Annotated in this window: 14 protein-coding genes, 1 tRNA gene and 1 other annotated feature; of the genes, 1 reads left to right on the top strand and 14 read right to left on the bottom strand. The window is 38.2% G+C overall.

The genetic code is table 11. The features are described from left to right. Window positions 1-90: 90 nt before the first annotated feature. Window positions 91-579, top strand: a complete 489-nt coding sequence (locus tag R4Z09_RS06110) for a LiaF transmembrane domain-containing protein (protein ID WP_338451453.1) — start codon at window positions 91-93, stop codon at window positions 577-579. 19 nt (window positions 580-598) lie between these two features. Here R4Z09_RS06110 and yihA read toward each other — a convergent pair whose 3' ends face one another. From yihA to R4Z09_RS06040, 14 genes are all read right to left on the bottom strand, one after another. Then, window positions 599-1,225, bottom strand: a complete 627-nt coding sequence (gene yihA / locus R4Z09_RS06105; protein WP_338451452.1) for a ribosome biogenesis GTP-binding protein YihA/YsxC — start codon at window positions 1,223-1,225, stop codon at window positions 599-601. A gap of 2 nt (window positions 1,226-1,227) precedes the next feature. Then, a complete protein-coding gene (gene lon / locus R4Z09_RS06100; protein WP_338451451.1) occupies window positions 1,228-3,549 on the bottom strand; it encodes an endopeptidase La in 2,322 nt (773 codons plus the stop codon). A 228-nt stretch (window positions 3,550-3,777) separates the two neighbouring features. Then, window positions 3,778-5,448, bottom strand: a complete 1,671-nt coding sequence (gene lonB, locus R4Z09_RS06095; RefSeq protein WP_338451450.1) for an ATP-dependent protease LonB — start codon at window positions 5,446-5,448, stop codon at window positions 3,778-3,780. Window positions 5,449-5,586: 138 nt separating this feature from the next. After that, complete coding sequence (gene clpX / locus R4Z09_RS06090) at window positions 5,587-6,852, bottom strand: ATP-dependent protease ATP-binding subunit ClpX (protein ID WP_338451449.1); 1,266 nt, start codon at window positions 6,850-6,852, stop codon at window positions 5,587-5,589. Window positions 6,853-7,241: 389 nt separating this feature from the next. After that, window positions 7,242-8,537 carry a trigger factor gene (gene tig / locus R4Z09_RS06085; protein WP_338451448.1) on the bottom strand — a complete coding sequence of 432 codons (1,296 nt, stop codon included), beginning with the start codon at window positions 8,535-8,537 and terminating at the stop codon, window positions 7,242-7,244. Between the two features lie 159 nt (window positions 8,538-8,696). After that, complete coding sequence (locus R4Z09_RS06080) at window positions 8,697-9,719, bottom strand: tetratricopeptide repeat protein (RefSeq protein ID WP_338451447.1); 1,023 nt, start codon at window positions 9,717-9,719, stop codon at window positions 8,697-8,699. A 128-nt stretch (window positions 9,720-9,847) separates the two neighbouring features. Then, the gene (gene leuD / locus R4Z09_RS06075) at window positions 9,848-10,441 is read right to left on the bottom strand and encodes a 3-isopropylmalate dehydratase small subunit (protein ID WP_338451446.1); all 594 of its coding nucleotides are present in this window, start codon (window positions 10,439-10,441) and stop codon (window positions 9,848-9,850) included. 13 nt (window positions 10,442-10,454) lie between these two features. Further along, window positions 10,455-11,855 (bottom strand): 3-isopropylmalate dehydratase large subunit, encoded by a 1,401-nt coding sequence (gene leuC, locus R4Z09_RS06070; RefSeq protein ID WP_338451445.1) that lies wholly within the window; start codon window positions 11,853-11,855, stop codon window positions 10,455-10,457. A gap of 93 nt (window positions 11,856-11,948) precedes the next feature. Next, complete coding sequence (leuB, locus tag R4Z09_RS06065) at window positions 11,949-13,019, bottom strand: 3-isopropylmalate dehydrogenase (RefSeq protein ID WP_338451444.1); 1,071 nt, start codon at window positions 13,017-13,019, stop codon at window positions 11,949-11,951. 146 nt (window positions 13,020-13,165) lie between these two features. Further along, window positions 13,166-14,701: a 2-isopropylmalate synthase gene (locus R4Z09_RS06060; protein ID WP_338451443.1), complete on the bottom strand. Its 1,536-nt coding sequence runs from the start codon at window positions 14,699-14,701 to the stop codon at window positions 13,166-13,168. Next, on the bottom strand, window positions 14,688-15,710 hold the full coding sequence (gene ilvC, locus R4Z09_RS06055; RefSeq protein WP_338451442.1) for a ketol-acid reductoisomerase: 1,023 nt from the start codon (window positions 15,708-15,710) through the stop codon (window positions 14,688-14,690). Before ilvC ends, R4Z09_RS06060 begins: the two co-directional genes overlap by 14 nt. Window positions 15,711-15,849: 139 nt before the next feature. Next, on the bottom strand, window positions 15,850-16,362 hold the full coding sequence (gene ilvN, locus R4Z09_RS06050) for an acetolactate synthase small subunit (RefSeq protein ID WP_338453209.1): 513 nt from the start codon (window positions 16,360-16,362) through the stop codon (window positions 15,850-15,852). Further along, window positions 16,362-18,086 carry an acetolactate synthase large subunit gene (gene ilvB / locus R4Z09_RS06045; RefSeq protein ID WP_338451441.1) on the bottom strand — a complete coding sequence of 575 codons (1,725 nt, stop codon included), beginning with the start codon at window positions 18,084-18,086 and terminating at the stop codon, window positions 16,362-16,364. Before ilvB ends, ilvN begins: the two co-directional genes overlap by 1 nt. Window positions 18,087-18,157: 71 nt before the next feature. Next, window positions 18,158-18,418: a binding site (T-box leader), on the bottom strand. 364 nt (window positions 18,419-18,782) lie between these two features. Then, window positions 18,783-18,859 (bottom strand) — tRNA-Arg (locus tag R4Z09_RS06040). Between the last annotated feature and the right edge of the window lie 54 nt (window positions 18,860-18,913).

The following is an 18,913-nucleotide window of genomic DNA, read 5'->3' as shown; positions in this document are numbered from 1 at the left end:
GTAGTAATCTTTTCTATTAAGTTTCCTATATCAGTACAGTAACAAAAAAACAAATAATATTCAACTAATCATTATTGGAAGGATTGTCAAATGAAGAACGCGCGTATTTTCCCTGGAATCATTTTAATTGGCTTTGGAATTTTCTTTTTCTTGCAGCAAGCGAATCTTCCATTATTTGCTGAATTTATGACGTGGCCGACACTGCTAATGATTGTGGGAATTGCTTTTTTATGCCAAGGCTATGGCGGCAACGATTATGAAGCCATCTTACCTGGCGTCATTCTTACCGGTTTTGGCTTCCACTTTCATGTTGTTAACCGTCTATCCTTATGGCCGGACGCGCTCGGCGTCTTTATTTTAATTATTGCCCTTGGATTTTTACTTCGCTATCAAAAGACGCGCAATGGGCTATTTCAAGGTGTATTATTCCTTGCCCTAGCAGGATTATTACTATTCTATAATCAAGTCATGAGCTGGTTTGGTCTATTAGAAAATAATATTACTACCTTTAGTAAGTTTTGGCCCGTAGCATTGATTCTAGTTGGTGTCTACTTATTATTCTTCAAAAGAAAAAAATAATAACGAAAGAAGCGGAACATTACTGTTCCGCTTCTTCTATTTTTGCTCTTTCTACTTCATTTTCTTTCATATAGCTCTGCATTGCCGCCCATGCCTGATCTTTTCCATAGCCTGTTTCTGATGAAAATAAAACAATTGTATCATTTGGATCAAGCTCCAGCGTTTCACGCGTTATTTTCATATGTTTTTGCCATTTTGATTTTGGAATCTTATCGGCCTTTGTATTGATAATGATAACGGGAATATCATAATGCTTTAAAAATTGATACATCATGACATCATCCTCTGTCGGAGGATGACGTAAATCAATAATTAACACAACGGCTTTTAACTGCTCTCTTGTTGTTAAATACGTCTCAATCATCTTACCCCACGCAGCACGCTCTGTTTTCGACACACGCGCATAACCATATCCGGGAACATCCACAAAATAGAATTCTTCATTAATAAGAAAGAAATTTAATGTTTGTGTTTTCCCCGGTTTAGAAGAAGTACGGGCAAGGTTTTTGCGATTCAATAATTTATTAATAAATGACGATTTCCCAACATTCGAACGTCCGGCTAAGGCAAATTCCGGTAATACCTCATTAGGATATTGATCAGGCTTAACAGCACTTATGACAATATCTGCACTTTTGATTTTCATTCCTATCCCTCGCTTTTTAGTGCATGCTCCAGCACTTCATCAACGTGGGAAACTAGTACAAACTCTAATTCTTCCCGAACGCTTTCCGGAATATCATCTAAATCCTTTTCATTTTCCTTTGGACAAATGATTTTGGTTAATCCAGCCCGATGTGCACTTAATGTTTTTTCTTTCAGCCCGCCAATTGGCAATACCCGGCCACGAAGGGTGATTTCTCCTGTCATGCCCACTTCCTTGCGGATTGGTTTACCAGTTAAAGCGGATGCTAACGCAGTGGCCATAGTGATTCCAGCTGAAGGACCATCCTTCGGTACTGCTCCTTCTGGAACATGAATATGAATGTCGGTTTTCTCATGAAAGTCCGGGTCGATTCCCAGTTCTTCTGCTTTTGAACGAATATAACTAAAAGCAGCTTGGGCAGATTCCTTCATGACATCGCCTAGTTTCCCTGTTAAAACAAGCTTTCCTTTACCAGGTGACAAGGATACCTCAATTTGTAATGTGTCACCGCCCACTGTCGTATAAGCAAGCCCTGTTGCAACACCTACTTGATCTTCAAGCTCAGCCTGGCCGTAATGGAACATTTTCTTGCCAAGAAACTCCTCAAGATTTTCCTCAGTAATGGAAACTTCTTCCCTTTCACTAGAAACAATAATTTTTGCTGTCTTCCGGCAAATGCCAGCTAATTTTCGCTCTAATCCCCTTACGCCCGCTTCCCGTGTGTAGTAGCGGACAATTTGAAGGATTCCATCATCACTAATTTGCAGCTGTCCTTCTGTTAAACCATGCTCTTTAATTTGTTTTGGCAGCAAATGATCTTTTGCAATATGGAGCTTTTCCAGCTCAGTATAACCAGCAATTGAAATAATTTCCATACGGTCACGAAGCGGACCAGGGATTGTGCCTAAATCATTTGCTGTTGCAATAAACATTACCTTAGAGAGGTCATAGGGTTCTTCGATGTAATGATCGCTGAAATTATGATTCTGCTCCGGGTCAAGTACTTCAAGCATGGCTGCAGAAGGATCCCCGCGAAAATCTCCTGACATCTTATCAATTTCATCTAATAAAAATACAGGATTGATCGTTCCGGCTTTTTTCATGCCTTGAATAATTCGGCCAGGCATAGCACCAACATAGGTTCTCCTGTGTCCGCGAATTTCTGATTCATCCCTGACACCGCCAAGGGAAACACGGACAAAATGACGGTTTAATGACGTGGCAATCGAACGGGCAAGACTTGTTTTTCCCACTCCCGGAGGACCGGCAAGGCAAAGAATCGGCCCCTTCAAAGAGTTTGTCAGCTTTTGTACAGCCAAATATTCGAGAACACGCTCTTTTACTTTATCTAAGCCGAAATGATCACGATTCAAGATCCGCTCGGCTTTTTCTATATCAATATCATCTTCTGTTGCATTAGACCATGGAAGAGAAACGAGCCAATCAATATAATTGCGGATGACTGCACTTTCAGCAGAGCTGGATGGAACCTTTTCATAACGATCCAATTCCTTTAGAGCAGTTTGTTTTACATGGTCAGGCATGCCGATTTTTTCAATTTTTTCTGTCAACTCGGCTACTTCTCCTGACTTCCCATCCTTGTCTCCAAGCTCTTTTTGGATCGCTTTCATCTGCTCGCGTAAATAATATTCTTTTTGCGTGCGCTCCATTGACTTTTTGACTCTTTGTCCAATTTTCTTTTCTAAATTTAATACTTCTTTTTCGTTATGAATGATTTCGATGACACGATTCATCCGTTCTTTTACATCAATCAATTCTAATATATCTTGTTTTTCTTTTAGCTTTAACGGAAGATGTGATGCTATAATATCAGCCATCCGTCCAGGCTCTTCTATATCACTGACAGATGTATACGTCTCAGCAGAGATTTTTTTTGACACTTTTATGTATTGTTCAAAGTATTCTAGCATCATTCTCATTAAAGCTAGATCTTCAGGATCAGTCGTCTCACGGTCTTCATATGTTTTTAAACGAATCAGAAAGTAATCCGGTTCATCAATATACTCGATAATTTCTGCCCGCTTTAAACCTTCGATTAAGACACGGATGGTACCGTTCGGAAGCTTTAGCATTTGCTTTACCTTTGTTAACGTACCAATTCGGTAAAGGTCCTCTTCCTCTGGCAGATCGACTGACAAGTCCTTTTGTGTGGTTAAAAATATGAGATGGTTATCAACCATTGCTTTCTCAAGGGCTTGCACGGACTTGTCACGGCCAACATCTAAATGGAGAACCATTGTCGGATATACAAGCAGTCCACGAAGCGGCAGCAAAGGTACGATCACTTCTTCATTATTTACCATTCATTACACCCCCAGATGTTTATTTTCCATATATCACTAACATTTCCTTTTTACCAATTTTATCGTATTTAAGTCCACGTGTCTAATAACGTGGATGCTTGTCAAAAGATAGAGGAGTATGGCCTTAGCCTCTCTTAATTGGTGCACATAATAAAGCTTCGCCTTGTCTTAAAAGAGACAAACCGAAGCTTTGCTTTTCATTATCCTGCCATACTTTTTATCACAGCATTAAATGCTTTCTTTCTTTGTTATTTCAAGTGATGATGCAGAAATAGATTGTCTGGAGTTGTACTCCTTATTAAACGCCAAATCAAACACTTCATTAATATGTGTAACAGGAACAATCTTAATCTCTTTTATTTCATGTAAAATCGTTTGCATGTTTTCCTTTGGAATGATCACTTTTTTCACACCCGCTTTTTTTGCCGCTTTCACCTTCGGATAGACTCCGCCTATCGGCTTCACATTTCCATGAATACTGATCTCACCTGTCATTGCTACCGTATTGTCAATTGGAAGCTTGTAAATTGCGGAGTATATTCCTGTTGCCATTGCAATTCCGGCTGACGGACCGTCGATCGGAACTCCGCCAGGGAAATTCACATGAATATCATATTCATCCGCAGGAACCCCCATCGACCGTAATACAGTAATAACATTCTCAATTGAACCCTTTGCCATACTTTTGCGGCGAATTGATTTTCCGCTATTTCCAATACTTTCTTCTTCCACAATCCCTGTAATATTGATCGTTCCATTCTTTTTGGCCGGAATAACGGTTACTTCAATTTCTAAGAGTGTTCCTGTGTTAGGTCCATGAACGGCCAGCCCATTAACAAGCCCAACAGTAGACTCGTTGTTAATCTTTCTTTCCATTCTTGGACTTAGCTGGCTTGAATGGACCACCCATTCAATGTCCTCTTCTTTTATGTATTGTCGATCCTCTGTAATAGCTAATCCGGCTGAGAGTTGAATCATATTGACAGCTTCCCGGCCATTGCGGGCATATGACGCAAGAATTTCAATTCCCTTCTCATTGATTTGCATGTGTACTTTATCAGCTGCTTTTTTTCCGACAGTTGCAATTTCCTCTTCGCTTAATTCGCGGAAAAAAACCTCCATACAGCGTGAGCGAATTGCCGGCGGGATTTCACTTGGCGTTCTTGTTGTTGCCCCTATTAGGCGGAAATCCGCCGGGAGTCCATTCTTAAAAATATCATGGATATGATTGGGAATCTGTGTATTTTCCTCATTATAATAAGCACTTTCTAAGAATACTTTACGATCCTCGAGCACCTTCAATAATTTATTCATTTGAATCGGGTGCAGCTCTCCAATTTCATCAATAAACAATACTCCGCCATGAGCATTTGTTACGGCACCCTGCTTTGGCTGAGGGATGCCGGCTTGTCCCATCGCCCCTGCTCCTTGATAAATCGGATCATGTACGGAACCAATCAATGGGTCGGCTATTCCTCTTTCATCAAATCTTGCTGTTGTCGCATCGAGTTCCACAAACACTGAAGATTGTTGAAAGGGCGATTTGGGATTCTTTTTTGCTTCCTCTAACACTAGTCTGGCAGCTGCTGTTTTCCCTACTCCTGGAGGACCGTATATAATGACATGCTGTGGATTGGGTCCGCATAAAGCAGCCTTTAAAGATTTAATCCCATCCTCCTGTCCCACAATATCTTGAAAACTTGCCGGGCGTACTCTTTCAGATAACGGTTCACTTAACTTAATATCCCTTAGTTTTCTTAACTGGTCCATTTCCTTTTTTGATTCCCGGTCAATGGATACTTTTTGTGTACGTTGGTTTTTTAATAAATTCCAAAAATATATACCAATTACAACACCGAAAAATAATTGTATAAACAAGACAATACCTGTCCAACTCATCGGATTCCCTCCTGCAAATTAATACTAGGTGATAATTGCTAGTATCTCCTTCACAAAGCAGGAATAAACAAATTTTCTGAGTCTGAATAGCAGGTTACAGAAAAAAAAAGCCAAACCACAAGGTTTGGCTTTTTTCATTTATGCAGAAGTTTTTCTTTTTTCTTCTACGATTGTTCCATCAGTCAGGATTAACTTAGGATCAGTCTTATCCGTAACAGTTTCTTTTGTAATGATACACTTAGAAATATCATCGCGTGATGGCAGTTCATACATAACATCGAGCATGATTCCTTCGATGATAGAACGCAATCCACGTGCGCCAGTCTTTCTTTCGATTGCCTGCTTAGCTATTTCAAGCAGTGCACCTTCTTCAAATTCAAGCTCAACATCATCAAGCTCAAGCATTTTTTGATATTGCTTTACTAAAGCATTTTTTGGCTTTGTTAAGATTTCAATTAATGCTTCTTCATCAAGCTGTGACAGACTGGCGATAATTGGTAAACGTCCGATAAATTCCGGAATTAGACCAAATCGTAATAAGTCTTCCGGTAACACTTTCGAAAGCAAATCCTTTTGCTCAACTTCCTGCTCTTTTATGTCGGAACCAAAACCAATTACTTTTTGACCAAGACGGCGTTTAATGATTGTTTCAATTCCATCAAAAGCACCGCCGCAAATAAATAAAATATTCGTTGTATCAATTTGAATAAATTCTTGATGAGGATGTTTTCTTCCGCCTTGTGGAGGAACACTTGCAACAGTTCCCTCAAGAATTTTTAACAATGCCTGCTGTACACCTTCTCCTGATACATCTCTTGTAATGGATGGGTTTTCAGACTTGCGGGCAATTTTGTCAATCTCATCAATATAGATAATTCCTTTTTCCGCTTTTTCAACATCATAATCAGCAGATTGAATAAGCTTTAACAGGATATTTTCTACATCTTCGCCTACATATCCAGCTTCGGTTAACGATGTAGCATCAGCAATCGCAAATGGTACATTTAAAATTCGTGCTAATGTTTGCGCTAACAATGTTTTACCGCTTCCTGTAGGTCCAATCATTGCAATATTACTTTTTGCCAGTTCAACCTCATCGATTTTACTGTTTGAGTTAATTCGCTTGTAATGGTTATAAACCGCTACAGATAAAGATTTTTTAGCTTGGTCTTGTCCAATTACGTACTCATCAAGTATTTCGCGAATCTCAGCCGGCTTTGGCACATCTTTAAATTCAATCTCTTCTTCTGTACCTAATTCCTCTTCAACAATTTCAGTACAAAGCTCAATACATTCATCACAAATATAAACGCCCGGTCCTGCAACTAACTTGCGTACTTGTTCCTGTGTCTTTCCACAGAACGAGCACTTTAATTGTCCCTTTTCGTCATTAAACTTGAACAATATTTTCACCCCTTGAATGACATTATGTAATCTATAACTAACGTGGATCACTCGCAATATATATAGAATGTTACTATTTATTGAATTGTAACACATTTTATAAAAATACAGGAAATAATAACTCTTGCAAGAAGACAAATAGCCGAAGGTTTTTATTGCCAAATGATCCGTAGCCCATTTATGTAATGATTTCTTATCACTATTAATAACAATAATGATCATTATTCCATTTAGATCTTATATGTATTATATATATTCCTGTATCTTCAAATTAAAACCTTCGCTGAAGAGTTACTTTTATCTATTATATGTGATTTTACCATAATATAAAACAAGGTACGATAAAATCGCACCTTGTTTTTAATAATGTTCAAAAACCCAAGAAATTATTAAGCTTGTTTCTCAACTGTTTTACTGTTGTCAACTAAGAACTTAACTGTATTTCTTGCTTGAAGATCGCCCTTAAGTCCGTCAAGGCTTCCAAGCGCTTTTTGGATATTATCAACAGTCATGTTATACATGCCAGCCATTTTTTCCAACTCTTCATTGATCTCTTCATCAGTTACTTCGATATTTTCAGCTTTTGCAATTGCTTCAAGAGTTAAGCTTCCGCGAACACGCTGTTCAGCTTCTTCATTCATTTGTTCACGAAGTGCTTCCTCATTTTGACCTGAGAATTGGAAGTAAAGCTCAAGATTCATGCCTTGCATTTGTAGACGTTGTTCGAATTCTTGAAGCATGCGGTCCACTTCATTATTAATCATTACTGGAGGAACATCGATTTCAGCGTTTTGAGTTGCTTTTTCAACAACAGCATCTTGGATATGGTGTTCTGCTTGATGCTTTTTGTCATGCTCTAAACGAGATTTGATTTTTTCTTTTAATGCATCTAAAGTTTCAACTTCATCGTCTACATCTTTAGCAAATTCATCATCTAGTTCTGGAAGTTCTTTTGCTTTAATTTCATGAAGAGTTACTTTGAAAACAGCAGGCTTTCCAGCTAGTTCAGCAGCATGGTATTCCTCAGGGAATGTCACTTCAACGTCTTTTGATTCACCAGCAGCAAGACCAACTAATTGCTCTTCAAAGCCTGGAATAAATTGACCTGAACCAAGTTCTAATGAATAGTTTTCAGCTTTTCCGCCCTCAAACGCTTCACCATCAACAAAGCCTTCAAAGTCCATAACAACTGTATCGCCGTTTTCAGCTTTTCCTTCTTCTTTCACTACAAGCTCAGCTTGTCTTTCTTGTAAAGCTTTGATTTCATTGTCAACATCTTCATCTGTCACAGTTGTATCAAACGCTTCAACTTCAAGTCCTTTATATTCGCCTAACTTTACTTCTGGTTTCACTGTAACCTTTGCAGTAAAAATAAATGTCTTTCCTTTTTCAATTTGCTCAACATCGATTTCAGGACGATCAACAGGCTCAATACCAGTTTCATCGATTGCAGCAGAATATGCTTCTGGAAGCATTAAATCGATTGCATCTTGATAAAGTGATTCAACACCGAAACGCTTTTCAAATAATGCACGAGGCATTTTTCCTTTACGGAATCCTGGTACATTTACTTGCTTTACCACTTTTTGGAATGCAGAATCCAAGCTCTTGTTTACTGTTTCTGCATCTACTTCAACTGTAAGAACCCCTTGGTTCCCTTCTTGCTTTTCAAATTTTGCAGACATACTTTATTTCCCTCCAACAATCTATTTCATTTACATTTACTAGCGAAATGATGAATGAATATGATTAATAAATCAATCATATTCTAATAGTAATATGATTTTTTTTCACAAAGCACCAATACATTATAACACAGGTTGTCACTGTTTCAACAGGCAGACTTAAAGATTAGGATAAGAAATTTCTTCAATCATACGTATAAATGAATCGGCCTTGTTCATATCCGCTTCTAAAACATCGTATTCTTCCATTAATAAAGATGCTGTATCATGATTTCCAAAATACTCGTTTCCTAATACATGATAGGCTGCAGCCCAAGCTGCGATCTCGAATGATTCTAATTCAAACGGATACAAGAGAAAAAATTGCCGTTCAACCAATGACTTTATATGGCCATATAGAACCGGGTCATCATTTTCCAGTCTTTGTCCAATTAATTCAAAGATCGCCTGAAGCTGTGGGCTTTCAGTTAAATTAGGTAATTGTTCCGGAATAACGATTATATTTTTATCGAATTTCTGAATTTCAACCGGTTTATCATATTCCTGCTCTTTTAATACATTTAAGAGCAGCGTTTTAAAGAAGGGGCTTCCCTCTTTTGATTGAAGATAGTCAGTTATTTCCATAACAAAGGGCCGGATGTTTTTGTTGTTCAAATCACCTGCCAGCATCATCTGCTCCTCGAGATTTTGATACTGGAAAAGGTCGATTTTCTTGTTGATCCATTTATCTGCTGCTGGTTCTTTATAATCCAGATCAATAGGGCTATCTAACATTCTTTGACTGAAATCAAGCAACCGTTGAAAATGTTCAAGTTGCTCAGGAGGAATACTAATCTCCTCGAATAATCTTTGGATCGTGACAATAACTTCTTCATATTTATGCAGCTGGACAAGGTACATAATATAGATATTCATGATTTCTAAGTCATTCCCGATACCCTCTTGAAGCATATACTCGACTAAATCGGTTGCTTTCTTTACCAAACCGGCATCAAAATAAGCAAGTAATAGGCCTATATGACTATCACTATTCTTTGAATCTAATTCAATGGCATGTTCCAACAGTTCAATAGCTTCATCAAAATTTTTCCGGTGTAGATTTTCTAATCCTTTTTCTACCAGTCTTTGCTCTAAACCAGGAAAATAAACAATCTTATTACTTTTATGTTTTTCATTATTCATATTTTATCAGCCTCAATAATTTCACCTTAGGCTAGTGTAGCATAAGCAAAAAACGAAAGTAAACTATTCTTCTAATGGACGAAGAACTCCAAAAAAAATCCACAGATAAAACTGTGGATTTTTATCAATTATTTAATCGGTGCATTTTCTTGTTCATATTTAGAAATGGCATCATCAAGCTGAAGAGTAATCTCAATCTCATCCCAGCCATTGATAAGCATTTTCTTCCAATAAGGTGACACACTGAACGAAGCATTAAAGCCTTTGTTATCTGAAACAGTTTCGTCTTCAAGATTAATCGTTAATTCATAAGGTTGATTTTTTGCAGCCTTTAGGATATATTCTACTTTTTCTTTTTCAAGTCTGATTGGCAGCATGCCATTTTTTAAACAGTTTTGATAAAAGATATCTGCAAATGATGGTGCAATCACAGCTTTGAAGCCAAAGTCTTGTAACGCCCATGGAGCATGCTCACGAGAAGAACCGCAGCCAAAATTCTCATTGGCAACCAAGATAGAAGCTCCTTGATTCTCAGGCTGGTTTAATTCAAAGTCAGGATTTAATGTACCATCTTCAAGATAACGCCAACCGTAAAAAACGAATTGTCCAAACCCTGTTTTTTCGATTCGTTTTAAAAATTGTTTTGGAATGATTTGGTCTGTATCGACATTTACCCGATCAAGGGCAACTGCTTTTCCTGTATGTGTTTTAAAACCGCTCACGAAGTTTCCCCCCTTAGTTCAATATCTCTGATTTACGAACATCAACAAATTTGCCATGAAGCGCAGCATTTGCTGCCATTGCAGGGCTTACTAAATGCGTTCTAGCTCCTGCTCCTTGTCTTCCTTCAAAGTTACGGTTTGATGTGGAAGCACAGTGCTCGCCTGCAGGTACTACATCATTATTCATACTTAAGCACATGCTGCAGCCGGACTCACGCCATTCGAAACCTGCATCAATAAAGATTTTATCTAACCCTTCTTGTTCAGCCTTTAATTTTATCTGCTGCGAACCTGGTACGACTAATGCACGAACACCTGGGTGTACTTTTTTCCCTTTTGCCACTTCCGCTGCTGCACGAAGGTCTTCCATGCGGGAGTTTGTACAAGAACCAATGAAAACATGTTGAATTTCAATGTCTTCAATCTTTTGTCCTTCTTTTAATCCCATATATTGAAGTGCATTTGCTAATGCCTTTTTATCTGTTTCCGTTTCACAATCAGCAAGAGTTGGAATACTTTCACTGATTTTTGCTGTCATGGAAGGATTTGTTCCCCAGCTGACCATTGGTTCGATATCAGCTGCATCAATTTCAATCACTGTATCATATTCAGCATCTTCATCAGATACAAGCTCTTTCCATACTTCAACTGCCTGATCAAAGTTTACCGGTGCATATTTTCTTCCTTTTAAATAAGCAAATGTTGTTTCGTCTGGTGCAACAAGACCAGCTCTAGCTCCACCTTCAATAGACATATTACAGATTGTCATGCGTTCTTCCATTGACATATTGCGAATAGCCTCTCCGCAATACTCAATGATATGTCCTGTTCCAAAACCAATTCCGTGCTTTGCGATCACATAAAGAATGACATCTTTAGCAGTTACACCTTCAGATAGTTTTCCTTTAAAATCAAGCTTCATTGTTTTTGGTTTGGCTTGCCAAAGTGTTTGAGTCGCTAAAGTGTGCTCTACTTCACTTGTTCCGATTCCGAAAGCAATGGCGCCGAATGCACCGTGTGTTGATGTATGGCTGTCACCACAAACGATTGTTTTTCCTGGCTGTGTTAAGCCAAGCTCAGGGCCGATAACATGGACGATCCCTTGATCAGGACTGTCAATACCTGCTAATGGAACACCAAATTCGATACAGTTTTTCTCTAAGGTTGTCATTTGGTTCTTTGCTACTTCATCCTCAATAACCGTACGATTAACTGTTGGAATATTATGATCCATCGTTGCAAAGGTTTTATCAGGTCTTCTTACTTTTCTATTTTTCATGCGCAGCCCAGAAAAAGCCTGCGGTGAAGTTACTTCATGTACTAAGTGTAAATCAATGTACAGTAAATCCGGTTTTCCTTCTTCTTGATGGACAATATGTTTGTCCCAAACTTTATCAATAATTGACTTACCCATTCGATTTCCCCCCTCAAGTTGCTTTGCGATACTATTATCATAGAATAATAATTCAGCTATGACAATTTATAATTTTTAGTAATTTTTATATTTTTAAAGAGCTTTCTTTACTTCTTCGGTCATTTCTGTTGTTGATACTTGCGTTTTTCCTTCTGACATGATGTCGCCTGTTCTAAATCCTGCATCTAGAACGCTATTGACTGCTTTTTCAATTGCAGCTGCCTCTTCATCTAATCCAAAAGAAACTTTCAGCATCATGGCAGCAGATAGGATTGTTGCTAATGGATTGGCAATATTTTTACCAGCGATATCTGGAGCGGAGCCATGAATTGGTTCATATAGATATGGCCCTTCCTCTGAAATACTTGCAGATGGCAGCATTCCTAATGAGCCGGTTAATACAGATGCTTCATCACTTAAAATATCACCAAACATATTTTCTGTTACTACTACATCAAATTGCTTAGGGTTACGAACTAATTGCATGGCACCATTATCAACAAGCATATGCTCAAGTGTGATCTCTGGATAGTCTTTGCTGATTTCAACAGCCACTTCGCGCCATAAGCGGCTTGATTCCAATACATTAGCTTTATCAACAGACGTAACTTTTTTCTTTCTTGTTTTCGCTAATTCGAATGCTTGACGAATCACGCGTTCAATTTCGTCTCTTTCATAATAAAGCGTGTCAACAACCGCTTCTTTTCCGTTAACCTCTCTACGTTCTCTTGGTTGACCAAAATAGATTCCGCCTGTTAACTCTCTAACCATCAGCATATCGACACCTTCAATGATCTCTTTTCTAAGTGGTGAAGAGTCTGCTAAACTAGCGAAATAAGTTGTTGGACGTAAATTGGCAAACAAGTTTAATGCTTTACGAATTTGTAATAAACCTTGTTCAGGGCGAAGGTGAACAGGTACCGTATCATATTTAGGACCACCCACAGCTCCTAGAAGAACTGCATCGCTTTCTTTACAAATTTTAATGGTTTCTTCTGGAAGAGGTACTCCCGTAGAATCATATGCTGATCCGCCGATTTCTGCAAATGCGAAAGAAAATTGGTGATTATAACGTTCACCCACCGCTTTTAAAACCTCAATCGCACCTTGAACAACTTCCTTGCCAATCCCGTCACCCGGCAATACTGCGATTCGCTTTTCCATGAATATCCCTCCGATAGTTCATTTATCTAATTTTTCGAAATTTTTATAAAATAAGGCTGACCCAAAAGAGTTTGACAACTGCTTCTCTCCCGAGTCTTACAGCCTTTGTCATCTTCTCTTTCCAAGTCAGCCTTACCTATTCTTTTTTACTTAACTAACTCTGAATCAGAAGATTCTTTAATATAGAGGACTCTGTTGATAGCGTTTAAGTATGCTTTTGCAGATGCTTCAATCACATCTTGAGCAAGACCGCGTCCACTTGTGTCCATCTCTAAACAGCGCATTTTAACAAATACTTGCGCAAGCGCATCTCTTCCTGCTCCGACTGATTGAATACGATAATCTAATAAATTAACGTTTTCATCAACCATTGATTCTAAGGTGTTATATACAGCCTCAACACTGCCTTTTCCAATACCTGTTTTGGTAATGTTCTCATTGTTTCGTCCAGAAAGAGTTATGGTTGCAGAATGTTCATTCCCTTTACTCTGAACTTCAATGGACAACAATTGGTAGTATTGATCTTCTTTTGAGATTTTTTTTTCCAAAACCAGTGCGGTTAAATCATCATCAGTCATTTCCTTTTTGCGATCGGCAAGGTCTTTAAAATCAGCAAATAATTCGCTGATTTCCTCTTCCTCAACCACTAAACCAAGTTCTTCTAAACGGTTTTTAAAGGCATGACGTCCTGAATGTTTACCAAGCACTAGATTATTTGACGCAAATCCAACTAATTCAGGTGAAATAATTTCATATGTTGATTTTTCTTTTAACACACCATCCTGATGGATACCAGATTCGTGAGCAAAAGCATTTGCACCGACAACTGCCTTGTTAGCAGGAACGATCATACCCGTTAATTTGCTCACGACACTGCTGGTTCTGCTGATTTCCTGCAAATGAAGACGTGTTTCAGTGTTGTAATAATCCTTACGGATGCGAAGAGCTAAGGCAACTTCTTCTAACGCAGTGTTACCTGCTCTTTCACCAATACCGTTAATCGTACCTTCAACTTGTGTGGCACCATTTTCAATAGCTGCTAGTGAGTTAGCCACTGCCAATCCTAAATCATCATGACAGTGTGTGGAAAGATCAACCTTGTGAATGGAAGGAACATTTTCTTTTAAGTACTTAAAGATTTGACCGTAGTCATATGGTGTACCATAGCCTACAGTATCAGGAATATTGATAACATGTGCACCTGCTTGAATTACTTTTTCAACAATTTCAGCTAAAAACGGTAATTCAGTCCGGCTTGCATCTTCAGCAGACCATTGGACAACTGGAAATTTAGCTGCAGCATATTTTACTGCTTCAACAGATGTTTCAATAACCTGTTCCTTTGTCATCTTAAGCTTATACTCACGGTGGATCGGAGAAGTAGCTAAGAAAATATGAAGTCGAGGGTTTACGCCGTCCTTTAATGATTCCCAAGCAATATCCATATCACTTTGCACACAGCGTGCTAGTCCCGTTACCGTAGAATTTTTAATCGTCTGGGCAATTTTTTGAACTGAGGAAGCATCACCTTTTGAGGCTGCAGGAAAGCCAGCCTCAATGATATCTACATTTAAACGTTCTAATTGTTTCGCGATTTCTAGTTTTTCGGAAAAATTAAGATTGACGCCTGGAGTTTGTTCTCCGTCTCTAAGTGTCGTATCATAAATCTTAATTTTTTGCACTACCCACCACTTCTTTCTGTTTAGCATCATTTACGAATGGCATCATTTTTCTTAATTCACGGCCAACCACTTCAATTTGATGCTCGTTTTCACGTGCATTGATGGCATTAAACATTGCGCGGTTAGATTGGTTTTCTAGAATCCATTCTTTCGCAAATTTACCAGTTTGGATATCTGTTAATACATCCTTCATTTTTGCTTTAGCAGCTGCATCTACTACACGTGGTCCGCTTACGAAGTCACCCCATTGAGCTGTATCTGAGATAGAGTAACGCATGTTTGACATGCCTCCTTCATAGATAAGGTCAACGATTAACTTCATTTCATGTAAACATTCGAAGTAAGCAACTTCTGGTTGGTAACCAGCTTCTACTAATGTTTCAAAGCCTGCTTTAATAAGTGAAGTTAAACCGCCGCAAAGAACTGCTTGCTCACCGAATAGATCTGTTTCTGTTTCTTCTTTGAATGTTGTTTCAATAGCTCCTGCACGTAATGAACCGATTGCTCTTGCATATGATAGAGCTAATTCTTTTGCATTTCCTGTTACGTCTTGATAAATAGCAAAGATTGCAGGTACGCCGGCACCTTCAGTGTAAGTTCTTCTTACTAAGTGTCCTGGTCCTTTAGGAGCTACTAAAAGAACATCACAGTCTGCAGGTGGTACGATTTGGCTGAAATGAATGTTGAAGCCATGAGCGAACATTAGAGCTTGGCCTTTTAAGTTTGGCTCGATTTCTTCTTTATATACTTTTGCTTGCTGCTCATCTGGTAAAAGAATCATAACTACATCAGCTTTAGCTGTAGCTTCAGCAACTGAGTAAACTTCAAATCCAGCTTCAACAGCTTTATCCCAAGATTTACCTTTACGAAGACCGATAATACAATTTACTCCGCTTTCTCTCATGTTCTGTGAATGAGCATGGCCTTGTGAACCGAATCCAATTACTGCTACTGTCTTTCCATTTAAAAATTCTGCGTTTGCATCCCCGTTATAATACATTTTTGCCATTGTTAAACTCTCCTTCTCTGTATCTTATTTTAGTTTTTGGATAGTCATTACTTTTACTATTAGAATGAATCCCATATATAATACCCTGTTTGGCAAAATATATCATTATTTTGCCAAACAAGTGTAAAAAACATATTTATTAAACAATATTAAGCTTTTGTGTGCTTTGCAGCTGCATTCCTCTAGGAAAAGCAGTTGTACCTGTTCTAGCTAGTTCTTTAATGCCATATGGTTTGATTAATTCAATAAAGGCATCAATTTTTTCAGATTCACCAGTAATTTGGATAACAATACTTTCCTTACTAACGTCAACAATAGAAGCACGGAAAGGATCAATTAGTGAATAGACTTCACTTCGTGTATTCGGAAGAGTTTGAACTTTAATTAGAGCCAATTCTCTTGAAACAATCGATTGGTCGGTAATATCAGTTACCTTTAATACGTCGATTTGTTTATTCAATTGCTTTGTGATTTGTTCAATAACGCCTTCATTCTCTACTTGTACAGCACAGGTAATTCTTGAAACTCCCTCATTTTCAGAAGCCCCGACCGTGATACTTTCAATATTATAGTTTCTCTTTGAAAATAAATTGGTGATCCGGTTTAGTACACCTGGTTGATTAAGAACCGTTAAACTGATAATTCTTTTTATCATGGCTTAACACCTACCATTTCATGTAGTCCTTTTCCTGATGCAATCATTGGATATACACATTCTTCGGGGTCAACTCTGAAGTCTAATACAACTGGTTCATCGTTGTTTAATACTTCATTTAAAACTGTTTCAGCTTCTTCTGTAGAATTAATTTTATATCCTTTAATCCCGTAAGCTTCAGCTAATTTTACAAAATCAGGCTGACCAGGAATTAAGCTGTGAGAATAACGTTTTTCATAGAAAAGCTCTTGCCATTGTCTTACCATCCCAAGTGATTGGTTATTAATAATAACCATTTTAATTGGCAATTTATGCTCGCTAATGACTTGAAGCTCTTGCATACACATTTGGAATCCACCGTCACCTGAAACTAACACAACAGTGTCATCAGGAGCAGCAATTTGAGCACCAATACTAGCCGGTAGTCCGAAGCCCATAGTTCCAAGTCCGCCAGATGTTACCCATTTGTCTGCTTTATTAAAACGATAGTATTGAGCTGCCCACATTTGGTGTTGACCAACATCGGTAACAACAATTGCTTCACCATTTGTTTTTTCATAAATCATTTCAAAAACTTTCTGCGGCTTCAGATGTTCACAGCCTTCTTGGTTATAAAAATATGGATAGTCTTTTTTCCAACTATTAATTGTATCCATCCATTCTTGATGAACAGGCGGCTTTCCATCTTGACCAATTAACTGCTTTAACGCTTCTTTGGCATCAGCAACAATTGGAAGTTTAGTTGGAACATTTTTTCCGATTTCAGCAGGGTCGATATCAATATGTGCTACTGTTGCATTTGGAGCGAAATGTTGTAAATTACCTGTTAAACGGTCATCAAAACGAGCACCAATATTGATTAAAAGATCCGCTTCATACATCGCCATATTCGCTGCATAGCAGCCGTGCATTCCACCTAGACCGGTAAACAAGTCATGGTTTGCCGGAAAACCACCTAAACCTAGAAGTGTATGAACAACCGGAATTTGCTGCTGTTCAGCATATTGTTTTAACTCTTCCATCGCTTTCGCATGCAGTACACCCGCACCAGCTAAAATAACCGGTTTCTTTGCGGAGCTAACAGCTTCTGTCAGCTTTCTAATTTGTAAATAATTAGGTTTCACTGTTGGCTGGTAGCCTGGCAAGGTAACTTCTTCACTATATTCTTTTTCCTCTACGATACCTGAAGCGATATCCTTTGGAAAATCTATTAGTACTGGACCTGGTCGTCCAGTTGATGCAACGTAAAATGCCTCTTTGATAATGCGAGGAATATCATGAATGTTGCGAACTTGATAATTATGTTTTGTAATTGGAGTTGTAATTCCCAATATATCAGCTTCCTGAAAAGCATCAGATCCAATTAAGCCTGTTGCTACTTGACCTGTAAAGACCACCAATGGAAGTGAATCCATCATCGCATCAGCTATACCTGTTACAAGGTTTGTCGCTCCTGGTCCTGATGTAGCGATTACTACTCCTGGTTTCCCTGAAATTCTTGCATAACCCTCTGCCGCATGAATGCCGCCTTGTTCATGACGTGGTAAAATGTGGCGGATTTTTGAATCAAATAATTTATCGTAGAGAGGTAAGACAGCTCCACCTGGGTAGCCAAAAATCACTTCTACATTTTCTTTTTCCAAAGCCTTAATTAATAATTCCGATCCACTAATCGTTTGTTGTTGAGCCTTAGTTCCGGCAAAGGTAGTTTCCTGCAACATTTGGATTATACCTCCTCTTTCTGATAAAAATATAAAAAGCCCTTCCATCCCTTAAACGCCAAATAATTTGACTAAGGGGTGAAAAGGCTTTGGAAACCTACTCCACGGTACCACCCTTGTTTACGCAATATAAATGCGTACACTTATGAGCAGCCTATGCTGCTCGCTTTAATAACGAGTGTCTTGCACCCGTCCCGCCCTACTGAAAATAGATTGTTCAGGCAGGAACTCAGAGGTGAGTTCATTCTATACCGAATTCACCGGTTTCCAGCTGCCCCGGCTCTCTGTAGAATCCTCTGTATAAAACTACTTTTCCTCATCATCATTTTAAGCTATATCTCTTATACTATATGTCATATGAAGCGTTCAAAATGAATAGAACTTTCAAACAATTAAGAGTACATTTTTACTTAAAAGAATTGTTTTCAATCTTTTAATAATATTTCGTAACTCTTTTGTTGAAATTATCTTACGCTGATTTTACGGTTGAGTCAAGACCAATCATAAGAATTATTAAAAAATTATGTTAAAGTAACATTTTTGAATTCGCTTACATTAGCGTTGCATTGATGTTTTAGGAAAAAATAAAATTTTGTAATTTCTTTGTTTTTTATTATTATCAAAAAAACATAAAAAAACTCATCCTTCTCGAAGATGAGTTTAATTGGTAGAATTTATGTAGGTTACATGTGTAAATGGCGTCCCAGGAGAGATTCGAACTCCCGACCGACGGCTTAGAAGGCCGTTGCTCTATCCAGCTGAGCTACTGGGACATTATTTAAAAGACATTTTTAATTATAGTAAGCGTAAATTAAAATGTCAATAGC

This window comes from Niallia oryzisoli, assembly GCF_036670025.1.
In the GTDB taxonomy this organism is placed as follows: domain Bacteria; phylum Bacillota; class Bacilli; order Bacillales; family Cytobacillaceae; genus Bacillus_BD; species Bacillus_BD oryzisoli.
The sequence above is the reverse complement of the archived record's forward strand: the minus strand, read 5'-3'. Positions and strand labels throughout refer to the sequence as shown.